Below are 14383 nucleotides of genomic sequence, written 5' to 3'. Positions count from 1 at the left end.
GTAGCGTGACGACGCTCCTCGACGGCTGGGCGCATATCGGTGAGCCAGCGAGGTAAAGGGTCTACGCGAAAAGCAGAATTCTACCCGCGAGCCGCAGACAGCGTGCCGGCCAGGCGTAGCAGGGGACAGGCCCGGGGAGCGATAAACGCCGTTTTATCCCGGGCCGTTAGCAACAGCGAAGAAGGGCTTAAGCGAGGTCGGCCATCAGCACCTTCGACCGGCGCTGATAGTTATACATCTGCTTTTTACTCTCCGGCAGCAGGTCGATATCCACCGGCGTGAAGCCGCGCTCCTGGAACCAGTGGATGCTGCGGGTGGTTAACACAAACAGCTTGCTCAGCCCCATCTGTCTGGCCTGGGCGGCAATGCGCTCCAGCAGCACCTCTCCCCGCGACGAGCTCCGGTAATCCGGATGCACCGCCACGCAGGCCATTTCGCCGATCTTCTCTTCCGGGAAAGGATAGAGGGCGGCGCAGGCGATAGTGGTGTTATCGCGCTGAATAATAGTGAATTTGTCGATCTCCATCTCCAGCTGCTCGCGGGAGCGGCGCACCAGGATGCCCTGCTGTTCCAGCGGGCTTATCAGCTCGAGAATACCGCCGATATCGTTGATGGTCGCCCGACGGATTTGCTCTGCGCTCTCCATGACGATCTGGGTGCCGATGCCGTCGCGTGAGAATAGCTCCTGCAGCAGCGCGCCATTTTCCTGATAGCTGATCAGATGGCAGCGCCGCACGCCGCTGCGGCAGGCCTTCACGGCCCCGCGCAGGAAGCGCACGGTACCGGAGTTATAATCTTCGTCCGCTTCCAGCTCTTCGACGCGGGCCTGCGCTTCATTGGGGAACAGTTCGGAGACAATTTCCCCGGCCTGGTTGTAAACCCCTTGCGAAGAACAGAAGCCGATCATTTTCTCTGCTTTCAGCTTGATGGCCAACTGGGTGGCGATCTCTTCCGAAGTCAGGTTAAAGCTTTCGCCGGTAACCGACACCGCGACCGGCCCCATCAGCACAATGGCGCCGCTGTCGAGCTGGCGATGAATCGCCTCTTCGTCAATGCGGCGAATGCGGCCGCTGTGGCAATAATCAACGCCGTCATCAACGCCCAGCGGCTGGGCAATGATAAAGTTGCCGCTGACGACGTTGATATGGGCTCCCTGCAGCGGGGTGTTGTTGAGGCTCATCGACAGGCGGGCGGTGATCTCCAGCTGCAGCATACCCGCCGCCTGCTTAACCAGCTCCAGCGTTTTGGCGTCAGTCACTCGCGTCTGCTTATGATAGACCGGCTCGTGATGGTGCTCGGCGAGGTTAGCGTCAATCTGCGGGCGGGCGCCATAGACCACCACCAGGCGAATGCCCAGGCTATGCAATAACCCTATGTCATTGACAATATTTGAGAAATTTTCATGCTCAATGGCTTCGCCGCCCAGCATGATGACAAACGTTTTTCCCCGATGGGCATTAATATAGGGAACAGAATGGCGGAATCCTTCTACCAGTTCAGTGCGACGTTCCTTCACCATGACAAACCCTCAATGCATGATTATTCGTAATTATTGTATTTTTATTCTGTTTTGCCGTTAAACGCAAGCCCCAATTTGAGGCTAAGCCCTGAAAAACATGTGACCCGGCGCAGGGTGTCAATGAATGTTTACCCTTTTATAGATGACAGGTTATATGCCTTTCGTTAAAGTTTCTGGTCAATCTGTTTGTTTTGGGTATAAATGCGTTTTATTGCTTGGGAGTGGCATGTCGGGAAACAACTCTGGATTAAGCCGTCGCCGTCTGCTGCAGGGCGCGGGCGCCATGTGGTTAATGAGCGTGAGCCCCGTTGGGCTGGCCGCCGCCGCGCGGGTGGTTGCCGTTCGCGTCTGGCCTGCATCGACCTACACGCGCGTCACGGTGGAATCGAATCATGTGCTGAAATACCGGCAGTTTGCCCTCAGTAATCCGGAACGGGTGGTGGTGGATCTGGAAGGGGTTAATCTGAACTCGGTGCTGAAAGGCATGGGAGGGCAGATCCGCGATGACGATCCCTTTATTAAGTCCGCCCGCGTGGGCCAGTTTGATCCGCAAACCGTGCGCATGGTCTTCGAGCTCAAGCAGAACGTTAAGCCGCAGCTGTTTGCCCTTGCGCCGGTGGCCGGCTTTAAAGAGCGTCTGGTGATGGATCTTTACCCCGCCAACGCCACCGATGTGCAGGATCCGCTGCTGGCGCTGCTCGAGGATTACAACAAAGGCGATCTGCAGCGTCAGGTACCGCCGGCGCAAAGCGGGCCGCAGCCGGGCAAAGCCGGGCGCGATCGGCCGATTGTCATTATGCTCGATCCCGGCCACGGCGGCGAAGATTCGGGCGCTGTGGGCAAGTATCGCACCCGCGAGAAAGACGTGGTGCTGCAGATTGCCCGTCGCCTGCGGGCGCTGATCGACAAAGAAGGCAATATGAAGGCCTATATGACCCGCAACGAAGACGTGTTTATCCCGTTGAAGGTGCGTGTCGCCAAGGCGCAGAAACAGCGCGCCGACCTGTTCGTATCGATTCACGCCGACGCCTTTACCAGCCGCCAGCCCAGCGGCTCCTCGGTGTTTGCGCTCTCCACCAAGGGAGCCACCAGTACCGCGGCAAAATATCTCGCCCAGACGCAGAACGCCTCGGATCTGATCGGTGGGGTCAGCAAGAGCGGCGATCGCTATGTCGACCACACCATGTTCGATATGGTGCAGTCCCTCACCATCGCCGACAGCCTCAAATTTGGTAAGGCGGTGCTGGAGAAAATGGGTAACATCAATAATCTGCACAAAAATCGGGTAGAGCAGGCGGGCTTTGCGGTGCTCAAGGCGCCCGATATCCCCTCCATTCTGGTGGAGACGGCGTTTATCAGTAACGTGGAAGAGGAGCGGAAGCTGAAAACGGCCAAATTCCAGCAGGAGGTGGCCGAGTCGATCCTTGCCGGGATTAAAGCGTACTTCGCCGACGGCGCGACGCTGGCCCGGCGTGGATAACCACACAGGAAAAGGATATGGCCTTACTGAAAAGCGCCCATGGCGGCAATATCCGCGAGGCCGCCGCCCTGCTGGGCATTGCCCCCAACGAGCTGCTGGATTTTAGCGCCAACATCAATCCGCTGGGAATGCCTGCCTCGCTCAGGCAGGCGATCGTCGACAATCCCGGCTGCGCCGAGCGCTATCCTGACGTCGAATATCAACAGCTGCACCAGGCGCTGGCGGCCCACCATCAGCTGCCGGCGGGGCATATCCTCGCCGGCAATGGCGAAACCGAATCGATCTTCACCCTCGCCCACGGCCTTAAGCCGAGGCGGGCAATGATCGTCATTCCTGGCTTCGCGGAGTACCGGCGGGCGCTGCAAACCGTGGATTGCGCGGTCGTGGAGTATGCCCTTCGGGAGTGCGATGGCTGGCAGCTGACCGACGCGATCCTCGATGCCCTCACCCCGGCGCTGGACTGCCTGTTTCTCTGCACGCCGAACAACCCCACCGGCCTGCTGCCAGAGCGGGGCCTGCTGGAAGCCATTGCCCGGCGTTGCCAGGCGCTGAACATCAGCCTGATCCTCGATGAGGCCTTCCTTGACTTTATCCCCGACCAGCAGGGGTTTATTCCCCTGCTGGCGCAGTATCCGCACGTCTGGGTTTTGCGCTCGCTCACTAAGTTTTATGCCATTCCGGGACTGCGTCTTGGCTACCTGCTCAATGCTGACGCGCAGGCGGTAGCCCGACTTCGCGAGCGACAAATGCCGTGGTCCATCAATGCGTATGCCGCGCTGGCCGGCGAGATCATCCTCCAGGACCGGGCGTATCAGCGGGCCACCTGGCAGTGGCTGCAGGAGGAGGGGGCGCGTTTCTACGCGCAGCTGCAGGAGATGGCTGGGCTGACCGTGTGGCCCGGGCGCGCCAACTACCTGTTCTTGCGCTGCGACAGACCAGAGCTTGACCTGCAATATGCCCTGTTGCGCCAGCATGTGCTGATCCGCAGCTGCGCGAATTACCCGGGGCTTGATAGCCGCTATTTCCGGGTGGCGATCCGCAGCGCCGACGAAAACGACCAGCTGCTGGCGGCGCTGCGCCGGGCGCTGGCCTGAGCCCTATTGCAGGGTGACGCCCCCCGGGACCATCGCCAGCAAGTGCTGCAGCGGCCAGTGGGCGGCGATGTCGCTGTCTGCCAGCCGCCATTTTATAAAGTCGACGTCATGACGACGGCGGTCCAGCAGCAGGCCGACGACGCTGCCGCTGTGCGCCACGTTAAGGCCATAGAGCCCTGCGCTTTCCACCAGGTCCAGCAGCGCGTCAAACCCCGGCTTGGGCAACAGCCGCTGGCTGGCGATGGCGCTGATGGTCGCCGCTTCGCCCAGCAGCTGCGGGCTACCGCGCTGGCAGGCCTGCTGCACTTTCTCCCACGCCAGCTGCAGCCGGGAGGCGTTAGCCAGCAGACCCGGCTCGCGCGGCAGCTGGTGGTAGTCAGTGGTGCGCAGCGTCAGCGGGCTCTCCAGCACTAACAGGTCGAGCGCCGGCGGCGCAGGGCAGGCGATTTGCGTGGCGGCGGTATTATGGTCGAACAACGTCAGCTGGCGGAACAGGGTGCTGTCGGTGGGCTCCAGCGCGACGCACAGGCGCGCCAGCGTCGGCTCATCCAGCGCGTGGCCCAGATGATGGGCGGTAGCCGCCGCGGTGGCGGCGATATCGGCGGTGCTGCTGGCCATCCCTTTGGCGACCGGGATCGTCGAGTGCAGGGTGATGCGGATCTGCTGACTCAGCGCCGCCGGGTAGCCCCAGTGGGCCAGCAGCTGGTCGACCATCGCCCGCGACAGTGGCCGCTCATCGTTTCGCGGCGTGCCGGTCTCGACCTCGACGGTGCTGTACCAGTCCACCGGGCAGGAGACCAGCTTCTCGCTGCCGAGGATCCAGCCCTGGATAAGTTCTCCGCACGAGGCGGGACATTGTGCAACGGCCACGTTTTCACCTTTCCGCTTACCTTCGCCAGGGCGCATAGTGGCACGGCGATTCGCCGGTTACCATGATTCTCCGCAAGGGGAGAGGCGCCGTTTATACCGACACCGCCAGCTCGTGCGCCTGCGGCAGCGCCAGGCGCATCACATCGCGGGCAATCATCAGCTCTTCATTGGTATTGATGACCGCCACTTTGACCATCGCATTTTCGGCCTGAATAAAGGTAGCGTTGTGCTGGTTTTTCTCTTCATCGACCGACAGCCCGAGGAAATTCAGGTTATGGCAGATGGCGCTCCTGGCGCGGGCGGAGTTTTCGCCGATGCCGCCGGTAAAGATCAGCGCGTCCAGGCCGCCCATCTGCATAATATAGCTGCCGATGGTGGCGCGAATGCGCTCGGCAAACAGCGAGAGCGCCAGGGCTGCCTGACGATTACCGCCGTCCGCCGCCTGCTCGACATCGCGATAATCGTGCGAGATGCCGGAAACCCCCAGCAGGCCGGACTCGTTATTCAGCAGCTGATTAAGCTGCTCCGGCGTTTTTCCCTCATGCAGCGCCAGCCACGGTAGAATCGACGGATCGATATCGCCGCTGCGGGTGCCCATCATCACGCCGGACTGCGGCGTAAAGCCCATTGAGGTGTTAACCGAGCGCCCGCCTTTAATTGCGCATACGCTGCTGCCGTTGCCGAGATGGCAGCTCACCACGCGCAGAGCGCTCAACGGTACGCCCAGCTTTTCCGCCAGCGTCGCGCTAACGTACTTGTGGCTGGTGCCGTGGAAGCCGTAACGGCGAATGCCCAACTCGCTGTAGTAGCGCCAGGGCAGCGGATAGATAAACGCGCGCTCGTCCAGCGTCTGGTGAAAAGCGGTATCAAACACCGCCACTGACGGCGCGTCGGGCAGCAGCTGGCGGAAAACGTTAATGCCCAGCGCGTTGACCGGATTATGCAGCGGGGCCAGCTCCGCCAGGCGCTCGATTTCCGCTAAGGTCTCATCGGTTACCGGCGTCGAATCTTTAAAGCGCTCCCCGCCGTGCGCCACGCGGTGGCCGACGCCATCGATATCCTGCAAACTCTGGATAATCCGATGGTCGAGGAGCTTTTCCAGCAGCAGGGTGACGGCTTCACGGTGATCGGCTACGGGCGCCGTTTCCTGCCATTTCTGCGCCGGCGTTTTGAGGGTCACCTGGGCGTTTGCCATACCGATACGCTCGATCAATCCCTGGCAGAGCATATCGCCCTGAGGCATCTCCAGCAGCTGGAATTTTAACGATGAACTGCCGGCATTAATGGCCATTATTTTGTAAGACATAAAGGTTCCTTCGAATTCAGAAAATCCAGCACGGCATCAAGACCCAGATTATTTAGCGCACTGGTGTTAAAAATCTGCTGGGCGCCAGCCTGCCTGAGCCACTCGCCGATCAGCGATATCCGCTGCGGGTCGGCCAGGTCGGCTTTCGTGACCAGGCCAATCGTCGGGCGGTTCATCGGGGCGGTAAAACCCGGAGAAAACGGCGACCACTGAGCGTCGGCGTTCAGCACCAGAGCGATAACGTCGGCCTCGCAGGCGCTGGTTAACAGAGCGCTATAAAGGCAGCGGTTCTCCAGATATTCGCCCGGCGTGTCGATGGCCATCGGCGACCATTCAATCGCCTGGGTTTTCTTATAATGGAGCGTTTCGCCGCGCAGGCCCTGGGTCAGCGAGGTTTTGCCGCACTGGCTGGGGCCGATCAACATCAGACGTTTCATCGCGCTACGTCCGGGTTATTGAGCAGGTAGTAAACTGCATCATCTCGCCCAGGGTGCGCGTCACCTGCTTGAGGGCGTACTCGACGGCGGAAACGTCGCCGGTCAGCACCACGGCGCCGGTAAAGCGGTCAAGAAAACCGATCTCCACCGCGCCGGATTTGGTGGCGATATCGCAGGCGATAATCGACGCTTCGCTGGGCGTAATGGTGAGGATGCCGATGGCGGACACCGCATCCTGCAGGCCGAGTTTCTTAAAGAGATCTTTCCCAGGATTGGCAATCAGGTGCGCGAGGGTGACCTGTTTCCCGGGAACGTATTCCTGAATCATGCGATCCGTGGTCGGCTGTCTTTCCATTATCCCTCCACCATCTGTCGCCACATGGCTTCATGCGGTCGCGGGATCACCGAACGATAAACCAGCAGCCCTTTTTCACCCGCGCTTTCGCTGGCTACCGTAACCGCGTTGTTGACGTCGGAAACGTCGCCCGCCACCACCATGTAGCATTTACCGCCGATGCCGAAGGCCATATGCACCCGTACCAGGGTGACGTTGGAGCCTTTCACCGCCCGGTCCGCGGCGCTGATGCAGGCCGCAACGCTCCAGGTTTCAACGATGCCGACCGCCTGGCGCTTGTCTACGCTGTTCAGGCCGCTGATGGCCGGGAGTACGCTGGGATGGATATTCGCCAGCACCAGGCTGTCGACGAGCATTTCGCCGGCCTGCGAAGTGCCGGTTTCAATGGCCTGCTGGATGGCGCCGATATCCCCGCCGAGCATCAACAGAAACTTACCCGGGCAGATAGTCTTGCTGACCAGCAGATTGACGTTGGCGCTTTTCAGCATCGCATCGCCGAGTTCCATTCCTTTGGCAATGCTGGTGAGTTCTAAAATTCCTATAGCCTGAGACATGGTTAACCTCTTACCACCGTGATGGCCTGTTCGCTGATGGCCGCAACCACGCCGTCGATGCTGGCGTGAACCGGCGCGCCTAATGCGCCTGCCGGGATATCGGCAACGCATTGCCCACGCGTCACGCGGTCGCCCACTGCAACGTTCGCTACCGCGCTGGCGCCGATATGCTGGCGCAATTGCAAAGTCACTGTTTCTACTGCCGGTTCGTCTTCCACCAGCGGCGCCTCCTGATACCAGGGGCTCAGCCCCAGTTTGGCGATCAGTCGCTTCACCGGCACGAGGCGATATTTCGCCATTTCGTCGGCCGGATAGAGCGGCCCTTCATAGCGCTGGTTTTGCGCGCGCAGCTCGCGTTTCAGCATGCGGTTGATGCGCATCGGCGAGATCCCCACCGGACAGGCCACGCTTTCGCAGACGTTGCATTCCGAGCAGGTGAGGGCGCTCAGCAGCAGCTGGGGCGTGGCGGCCTGATGAAAGTTCACCGCCCGCACCAGCAGGTGCGGGGAGAGTTCGTGGCCGATCAGATGCCGTGGGCAGAGATCGGTACACAGGCGACACTGTTCGCAGACGGTACGGGCCACGGAAAGCACCGTGCGCTCGTCCTGCATCCGCCGCTGGATAAGCGGATGGCTTTTGGGCAGCACCAGCAGGCCGCCGGTAGTTTTGGTTACCGGGCTATCGAGAGAAGTCATCAGGCCGCCCATCATCGGACCACCGTTAATAAAACCGGGGTCGTCGACCGTCGCGCCGCCCGCCAGCGCCAGCACTTTGCGCAGCGACATGCCGATGGGGACGGTGACGGTCAGCGGCCGGGCGACCGCGCCGTTAACGGTCAGCGTGCGGCGGGTCACCGGAAACTGCTGCTCAACCGCACGGGCCATGTTGAGCACCGTTTGTACGTTATTCACCACGACCCCGACGCTGGCCGGCAGCGCGGCGGGCGCGACCCGGCGACCGGTCGCCAACCAGATAGTCAGCACCTCATCGCCTGCGGGATAGACATCCGGCAGAATATGCAGGCGAATACCGGCAGGCAGCAGCGGGGTGAGGGCGTCGATAGCCCGGCGGTACTTCTCTTTCAGGGCGATAACCCCTTCGCGCGCGCCGGTTGCCGTCATTGCATACTGCACGCCGCGTACCAGACGTGCAGCCTGCTGCCACATCAGCTGCTGGTCGACCTTGAGCATCGGTTCGCACTCGGCGGCGTTAACCAGAAAGATCTCCACCTGCGCCTGCAGCTTCACGTGGGCGGGAAAACCCGCGCCACCCGCGCCGACGACGCCCGCAGCGCGCACGCGCTCGCGGATCTCCTCGGCGCTTCTGGCCATTTCAACAGCGTTGACGGCGGTACTCATAGCAGTTCCTCCAGCAGTTCCTGAATTTCCCCGGCGCTGGCCGGGCGAGGATTCGTGCGCAAGGTCACGTCAGCCAGTGCGGCCTGCACCATGGCCGGAATGCGCGCTGAGTACGCGGCACGTCCCTCTTTCAGCGCGACCGCCAGTGACGGCAGCGCACAGCGCTGCTTGAGCCGTTCGATTTGCTGGATCAGCGCATTGATCGCCGTACTATCGCTGGCGTCTGCCGGACAAAAGCCGCAGGCTTTGGCCAGCCGCGCGTAGCGTTTTCCGGCGCGCGGATGACCGGCGTTAAAGCGGATAACCGCGGTTAACAGCAGCGCGTTGGCCAGTCCGTGCGGGAGATGAAACTGCCCGCCAAGCTGGTGGGCGATAGCATGGTTAAGCCCCAGCCCCGCCTGGCTGAACGCCATCCCGGCAAGCGTTGAGGCATTGTGCATTTTCCCGCGCGTCGCCACGCAGTCGCCTTTTTCCACCGCCGTGGGCAGATACTGGAACACCAGTTTGGCGGCTTTTTCCGCCAGCGCGTCGGTAAAGTCGCTGGCGTGCGGAGAGACCCACGCCTCCAGCGCGTGGGTCAGCACGTCCATGCCGGTGTTGGCCGTAATCTGCGGCGGCACGCTGACCACCAGCTCCGGGTCAAGGATCGCCATATCGGGATAGAGCGCATTGTTGAACAGCGGGTACTTGATGCCTTTATCCGGATCGCTAATTACGCAGGCGCTGGTCACTTCTGAACCGGTACCGCTGGTGGTCGGTATGGCCACGCAGGTTTCGATGCTGATGCCGCTCTGCTGACTGAACCAGACGATAGCTTTCGCCGCATCCATTGCCGATCCGCCGCCGAAGCCGATGACCACCTGCGGCTGCAGGGCCTGCATTTGCGCAATGCCCTGTACCACGGTGTGGATAGTGGGGTCCGGGGTTATCTCGCTAAAGACGCTAATGCGGTTATCTGCGGGCAACGCCTGACGCAGGGTTTCCAGCAGCGGCGAGCGCGCAAGAAAGCCATCGCAGATAATCCAGATGTGCTTGTTGGTAAAGCGCTTGAGCACCGCCAGGCTACCCTGACCGCTGTACAACCGCGTTTGTAGTGAGAAAGTCTTCATCGCGACCTCGGTTAGCGAATGGAAAAGCCGTTGGTCAGCACGCAGCGACGGGAGCGGGCAAACGTGCGCGCCGAGGTTGTCCCTTCACCGGTCGGCGTGGCGATAGTAAAGGTGGTAAAGCCTTCGCCGCCGACGCCGATCCCGGCATAAGAGGGGCCGTTCTTGACGAATATCGAGGTTTGCAGGGTGCGGGCCGCGAGGTTCAGGCGCGACACGTTCTGCGAGTGCATAATGGCGGTATGATGCAGTCCCTCTTCAACCTTCAGCGCCAGTGCCAGCGCGCTATCGAAATCGCTAACTTTCACTATCGGCAGCATCGGCATCAGCTGCTCGCTGGTAACCCACGGATCGTCGGCGTTAACCAGCGCTATCAGTAGACGCGGCGCTTTCGCCGGAACGGCGATCCCGGCCGCTTCCAGCATGGCTGATGGGCTTTTGCCGACCAGTTTTTTATTCGCCTGGCCTTCAGGCAGGCAGGCGGCCCGGAGTTTGTCAGTGTCGGCAGGGCCCAGCAGCAGCGCGCCGAAGGTTTGCATTTGCTGCACCAGACGTTCGGCGACGCTCTCCACCACAATCAGGCTCTTCTCGGCAATGCAGGGCAGGTTGTAATCGAACGAGGCGCCGTTGATGATATCTTCCGCCGCTTTAACCAGATCCGCCGTTTCATCAACGATGCAGGGCGGGTTACCCGCGCCAGCGCCAATGACTTTCTTACCGCTCTTCATGCCCATCGCCACAATACCCGGGCCGCCGGTAATGGCCAGAACCGCAATGCGCGGATGGGCCATCATCTGCTGGGTGGCTTCGAAAGTGGGTTCTGCTACGGTAACCACCAGATTGCGGATGCCGCAGCAGCGGAAGGCAATCTCTTCAATCATGCTAATCAGCTTCAGAGAGACCTTTTTTGCTCCCGGATGCGGGCTGAAGTAGACGCTATTGCCCGCCGCCAGCATGCTGATGCTGTTATTAATGATGGTTTCCGTCGGGTTGGTGCTCGGTGCGACCGACCCGATAACGCCAAATGGCGAATACTCAAACAGCACCATGCCGCCGTCGCCGGTCAGCGCCGTGGTGGTGAGATCTTCCACGCCCGGCGTGTTGTCCAGCGCAGCTTTGTTTTTCAAAAATTTATCTTCTTTGTTGCCCATCCCCGTTTCATTGGCGCTCTCTTCCGCCAGGGCGGCCAGATGCGGCGTCAGCTCCTGACGCATTGCGCTAATGATGGCGCTGCGGGTTTTCAGCGGGCACTGCTGATAACGTAAGAACGCCTGATGCGCGGCATCAATGGCCTCGCTCACGGACTGAAAAATCCCTTTGCCCTGCGCCGGGTTTGGCGTTTGGGCTGGGGTTAACTGTTCGCTAAGAATGGTGCGAATAAGCGTTTCGAGTTCAGAAGTATTCATTGATGAGTTCCCACGTTAATGGCCGCGATGGCGGTCTGTGCGATATCCATGTCCTGTTCAACGCTGCCGCCGCTGATGCCAAGACCCCCAATTAATGAGCCGTCGCGCCACAGGGCGTAACCGCCGCCAAAGGTCACCACTTTTCCCTGCAAATGCGTTTCGAGGCCATAAAGCGCGGCGCCCGGCTGAACGGCCTCGCTCAGCTCATGGGTCGCCGTTTTCATCGCCACCGCGGTCCAGGCTTTTTTCGGCGCCAGTTCGCTGCTGACCAGCAGGGCGTCCGGCATCCGCCAGGTCACGGTTTCGGTGCCGTGTGCGTCAACGATGCTGATCACCACCGGCACCTGAAGCTGCTGCGCGCGCTCAACGGCGGCGCGGGTGAGCTGGTGCAGATCGTGGAATGAGAGGGCCACGGGCGTCTTCTCCTTGCTGCGGCTCGGCAGAGTGGCGGCCAGATAGCGCCGGCTCACTTCACGAATGATGTTGTTCTGGTGCGCATCGCTATCTTCCGCGCGCGCCAGGGCGTACAGGCAGTCTGACAAGCGATTGATGTAGCGCATCAGCACCTGGCGCACGCTGACTTCCGCCGCCAGCTCAACCAGTCGCCGTTCGGCCCGGCGGGCCAGCGTGCGGGCAAAATGCAGGCGGCTCGCGGCTTCGCAACGGCCGGGTAAAATAAAACTGTGCAGCGGTTCGACGCGGGCCATGGCCCGATCGATGGCGGCTTCCAGAGCGGAAATCTCTTCGCTGCTGATGTAGCGCTGTTTCGGCGATGGCCGTTCGCTGTCGCTGGCCAGTTCTGCGCTAAACCAAAAAAGCTGCTGCTGGATGGCCTCAAGTAAGGCACGGTGATTTTCATCCGCGGCGGCGCAGGCGCACAGGCTCAGCGCGGCGTTCAGCTCATCCAGCGTGCCGTAGGCTTCAACCCGCGGGTGGGTTTTACTCACCCGCTGGCCGGTAAAGAGTGAGGTGGTGCCAGCGTCGCCCGTTCGGGTATAAATCGCCATATTCGCTCCTTAACGTGAAAGCGTATCGACAATGCCGACAACGGCGAGGTCGATGGCCTCGTTTGGCCCGGAAAAAACGTGCCTGGCGCTGGAGCCGCCGCTGAGCAGAACCAGCTCGCCGATCCCCGCGCCGACGGAATCCACGGCGACTTCATCGCCGGAGGTCGGCGAGGCGGGAAGCTCGCCATCGGCGCTGACCCGCCGCACCAGCAGCAGCTTTTTGCCGATCAGGGAAGGCGATTTTTGCGTGGAGACAACCGCGCCCGTGACTCGTGCCAGATGCATGATTTACTCCTGCTTAATTAATTGAATATGCCGCGCCTGTGCCGCTTCGCGCGCCAGCGCGGTCACGATGCATTTGCGGTGGATAACCAGGCGACCCTGGCCCAGCTGCGCGACGTCGCGATAGCTCAGCACCGATCCTGCGTGCAGGATCAGCGGCAGCCCGCGCTCGTCGGTGAAGATCGCCGGCAGGCGCGCCAGTTTTTTGACCGGGATAACCGGCAGCAGCTGGCTGTGCAGGGTGAGCTGCACGCGGATGCCGAAAGCCAGCGCGTCGTGAATTTTCCGGGCCGCAGGATCGTCGGTTTCCGCCTCCGTCAGCTGGCCCAGCAGCGGCAGGTCGACAAGCAGGATGCGCAGCGAGGCGTGCTGGCTGAACAGCCCGGGGCAGTCGGCATCGCGCAGCTGCGCAACGCTCAGCGTCGCCGTGCTGTGGGCGCGACGCTGCAGCCTGGAGACGATTTCCTCCACGATGCGCTGAAGAACTTCGCCGTTCATCGCGGGCCTACCAGCCGGGCAAAGGCCTGCGGATTATCGGCGCCGGCGGCGTTGGCTTCATCGGTATCAATGTGCATTTCGAGACGCATATCCGGTGAAACGCGAATCGCCACGTTGTTGAAAATCAGCCCGCGCTCGTCGCCTTCAATGGCCACGGAGACCCTATCGCCGTGGGAAACCCGCAGGATCAGCGCATCGAGCGGCGACATATGAATATGCCGCTGCGCGACGATAACCCCTGACGAGAGCGTCAGTTCGCCATAGGGGCTGACCAGACGGATGCCCGGCGTCCCTTTCAGATCGCCGGACATTCTCAGCGGCGCCGCAACCCCCAGGGTTCTGGCATCGGTACGCGATATTTCCACCTGGCTTACCGAACGCAGTGGGCCGAGCAGGCGCACATTTTTAAGCTGCCCCTTCGGCCCTACCAGGGTGACGGTTTGCTCCGCAGCGTACTGTCCCGGCTGCAGCAGCGCTTTTTTCTCGCTAATGGGATGGCCAGGAAACAGGCGTTCATAATCCGACGCCGACAGGTGGATATGACGATTTGAAACCCCCAGCGGAATGGGCCGCAGACGCATCTCGTCGAGGACTTTACTGACCGTTGATGCGAGAAGCTGTTTATCCATTACGCTTCACCTCGCTTGCCGGGATGAATGCAAAGGGTGCGCGGCTCGCCCTTCTGGCGCGGACATTTTGGATCCAGGCACAGGTTGCAGCTGACCACGCCTTGTTGCTGGAGGGGCTCTTCTGCTGGCGCTTCAGAAACGACATTAGCCGTCTCTGACTCTTCAGGCTCAGGTTCCATGACGGAGGGTGGGGGAGCCTCTGCGGGCAGGATCCCTTCTCCGGGTCTGGCGATGACTTTATGAGCCACCAGACCGTTTCGCTGTTCGGCAAACAGTGCACCGGTGGTGATGGCCGCCTGTACTGAGGCCACATCACCGGTAATTTTAATGACCGTCCAGCCTGAACCATTGGTCTTTTCGAGGGCGACCAGCGTGATAGAAGCGGATTTCGCCATGATATCGGCGCAGCTAATAGCCAGTGCCAGACCACAAACTTCAAGTAATCCCAGTGATTGCTTCACGCGGTGCTCCTTATTCGCCAT

16 protein-coding genes are annotated in these 14383 nt (G+C 61.0%); 2 read left to right on the top strand and 14 right to left on the bottom strand.

Features of this window, described 5'->3' with window-relative positions; all coding sequences use genetic code 11:
• Nucleotides 1–187: 187 nt before the first annotated feature.
• The gene (gene argA / locus ACOI6Z_RS06695) at nt 188–1519 is read right to left on the bottom strand and encodes an amino-acid N-acetyltransferase (protein WP_004149616.1); all 1332 of its coding nucleotides are present in this window, start codon (nt 1517–1519) and stop codon (nt 188–190) included.
• Nucleotides 1520–1745: 226 nt separating this feature from the next.
• On the opposite strand from argA, the gene amiC reads away from it, so the two are divergent.
• Together amiC and cobD are read left to right on the top strand one after the other, a co-directional pair.
• The gene (gene amiC / locus ACOI6Z_RS06690; protein ID WP_023290890.1) at nt 1746–2999 is read left to right on the top strand and encodes an N-acetylmuramoyl-L-alanine amidase AmiC; all 1254 of its coding nucleotides are present in this window, start codon (nt 1746–1748) and stop codon (nt 2997–2999) included.
• 17 nt (nt 3000–3016) lie between these two features.
• Nucleotides 3017–4093, top strand: coding sequence for a threonine-phosphate decarboxylase CobD (gene cobD / locus ACOI6Z_RS06685; RefSeq protein WP_065812370.1), 1077 nt, complete (start codon nt 3017–3019; stop codon nt 4091–4093).
• 3 nt (nt 4094–4096) lie between these two features.
• Here cobD and ACOI6Z_RS06680 read toward each other — a convergent pair whose 3' ends face one another.
• From ACOI6Z_RS06680 to ACOI6Z_RS06620, 13 genes are all read right to left on the bottom strand, one after another.
• Nucleotides 4097–4963, bottom strand: a complete 867-nt coding sequence (locus ACOI6Z_RS06680) for an L-threonine kinase (protein ID WP_032429207.1) — start codon at nt 4961–4963, stop codon at nt 4097–4099.
• Between the two features lie 91 nt (nt 4964–5054).
• Nucleotides 5055–6269, bottom strand: a complete 1215-nt coding sequence (locus tag ACOI6Z_RS06675) for an acetate/propionate family kinase (protein WP_064154997.1) — start codon at nt 6267–6269, stop codon at nt 5055–5057.
• The gene (gene pduV, locus ACOI6Z_RS06670; protein ID WP_065812369.1) at nt 6254–6706 is read right to left on the bottom strand and encodes a propanediol utilization protein PduV; all 453 of its coding nucleotides are present in this window, start codon (nt 6704–6706) and stop codon (nt 6254–6256) included. The genes ACOI6Z_RS06675 and pduV overlap by 16 nt, the downstream gene beginning before the upstream one ends.
• Nucleotides 6707–6710: 4 nt before the next feature.
• Nucleotides 6711–7061: a propanediol utilization microcompartment protein PduU gene (gene pduU / locus ACOI6Z_RS06665; RefSeq protein ID WP_000441103.1), complete on the bottom strand. Its 351-nt coding sequence runs from the start codon at nt 7059–7061 to the stop codon at nt 6711–6713.
• Nucleotides 7061–7615: a propanediol utilization microcompartment protein PduT gene (pduT, locus tag ACOI6Z_RS06660; RefSeq protein ID WP_000075777.1), complete on the bottom strand. Its 555-nt coding sequence runs from the start codon at nt 7613–7615 to the stop codon at nt 7061–7063. Before pduT ends, pduU begins: the two co-directional genes overlap by 1 nt.
• A gap of 2 nt (nt 7616–7617) precedes the next feature.
• Complete coding sequence (gene pduS / locus ACOI6Z_RS06655; protein WP_101881267.1) at nt 7618–8973, bottom strand: cobalamin reductase PduS; 1356 nt, start codon at nt 8971–8973, stop codon at nt 7618–7620.
• Complete coding sequence (pduQ, locus tag ACOI6Z_RS06650; RefSeq protein WP_023290884.1) at nt 8970–10082, bottom strand: 1-propanol dehydrogenase PduQ; 1113 nt, start codon at nt 10080–10082, stop codon at nt 8970–8972. The genes pduS and pduQ overlap by 4 nt, the downstream gene beginning before the upstream one ends.
• 11 nt (nt 10083–10093) lie before the next feature.
• The gene (gene pduP, locus ACOI6Z_RS06645; protein ID WP_065812367.1) at nt 10094–11485 is read right to left on the bottom strand and encodes a CoA-acylating propionaldehyde dehydrogenase PduP; all 1392 of its coding nucleotides are present in this window, start codon (nt 11483–11485) and stop codon (nt 10094–10096) included.
• A complete protein-coding gene (gene pduO, locus ACOI6Z_RS06640; RefSeq protein ID WP_102003806.1) occupies nt 11482–12492 on the bottom strand; it encodes a two-domain cob(I)yrinic acid a,c-diamide adenosyltransferase PduO in 1011 nt (336 codons plus the stop codon). Before pduO ends, pduP begins: the two co-directional genes overlap by 4 nt.
• Nucleotides 12493–12501: 9 nt before the next feature.
• Nucleotides 12502–12777, bottom strand: coding sequence for a propanediol utilization microcompartment protein PduN (pduN, locus tag ACOI6Z_RS06635; protein WP_000549823.1), 276 nt, complete (start codon nt 12775–12777; stop codon nt 12502–12504).
• Nucleotides 12778–12780: 3 nt separating this feature from the next.
• Entirely contained in the window at nt 12781–13272 is a 492-nt protein-coding gene (gene pduM, locus ACOI6Z_RS06630) for a microcompartment protein PduM (RefSeq protein WP_016809891.1), read from the bottom strand.
• Nucleotides 13269–13901, bottom strand: coding sequence for a phosphate propanoyltransferase (locus ACOI6Z_RS06625; RefSeq protein ID WP_065812365.1), 633 nt, complete (start codon nt 13899–13901; stop codon nt 13269–13271). Before ACOI6Z_RS06625 ends, pduM begins: the two co-directional genes overlap by 4 nt.
• A complete protein-coding gene (locus ACOI6Z_RS06620) occupies nt 13901–14383 on the bottom strand; it encodes a BMC domain-containing protein (RefSeq protein ID WP_087775372.1) in 483 nt (160 codons plus the stop codon). The genes ACOI6Z_RS06625 and ACOI6Z_RS06620 overlap by 1 nt, the downstream gene beginning before the upstream one ends.

The sequence above is a fragment of the Klebsiella sp. C239 genome (genome assembly GCF_048822715.1).
Classification (GTDB): Bacteria; Pseudomonadota; Gammaproteobacteria; order Enterobacterales; family Enterobacteriaceae; genus Klebsiella; species Klebsiella quasipneumoniae.
This window is presented reverse-complemented; position numbering and strand designations above follow the sequence as displayed.

Bases quoted from the DNA above. Each gene is read 5' to 3' on its own strand.
- argA (WP_004149616.1), bottom strand. From the start codon at position 1,519: ATGGTGAAGGAACGTCGCACTGAACTGGTAGAAGGATTCCGCCATTCT.
- amiC (WP_023290890.1), top strand. From the start codon at position 1,746: ATGTCGGGAAACAACTCTGGATTAAGCCGTCGCCGTCTGCTGCAGGGC.
- cobD (WP_065812370.1), top strand. From the start codon at position 3,017: ATGGCCTTACTGAAAAGCGCCCATGGCGGCAATATCCGCGAGGCCGCC.
- ACOI6Z_RS06675 (WP_064154997.1), bottom strand. From the start codon at position 6,269: ATGTCTTACAAAATAATGGCCATTAATGCCGGCAGTTCATCGTTAAAA.
- pduV (WP_065812369.1), bottom strand. From the start codon at position 6,706: ATGAAACGTCTGATGTTGATCGGCCCCAGCCAGTGCGGCAAAACCTCG.
- pduU (WP_000441103.1), bottom strand. From the start codon at position 7,061: ATGGAAAGACAGCCGACCACGGATCGCATGATTCAGGAATACGTTCCC.
- pduT (WP_000075777.1), bottom strand. From the start codon at position 7,615: ATGTCTCAGGCTATAGGAATTTTAGAACTCACCAGCATTGCCAAAGGA.
- pduS (WP_101881267.1), bottom strand. From the start codon at position 8,973: ATGAGTACCGCCGTCAACGCTGTTGAAATGGCCAGAAGCGCCGAGGAG.
- pduQ (WP_023290884.1), bottom strand. From the start codon at position 10,082: ATGAAGACTTTCTCACTACAAACGCGGTTGTACAGCGGTCAGGGTAGC.
- pduP (WP_065812367.1), bottom strand. From the start codon at position 11,485: ATGAATACTTCTGAACTCGAAACGCTTATTCGCACCATTCTTAGCGAA.
- pduO (WP_102003806.1), bottom strand. From the start codon at position 12,492: ATGGCGATTTATACCCGAACGGGCGACGCTGGCACCACCTCACTCTTT.
- pduN (WP_000549823.1), bottom strand. From the start codon at position 12,777: ATGCATCTGGCACGAGTCACGGGCGCGGTTGTCTCCACGCAAAAATCG.
- pduM (WP_016809891.1), bottom strand. From the start codon at position 13,272: ATGAACGGCGAAGTTCTTCAGCGCATCGTGGAGGAAATCGTCTCCAGG.
- ACOI6Z_RS06625 (WP_065812365.1), bottom strand. From the start codon at position 13,901: ATGGATAAACAGCTTCTCGCATCAACGGTCAGTAAAGTCCTCGACGAG.
- ACOI6Z_RS06620 (WP_087775372.1), bottom strand. From the start codon at position 14,383: ATGGCGAATAAGGAGCACCGCGTGAAGCAATCACTGGGATTACTTGAA.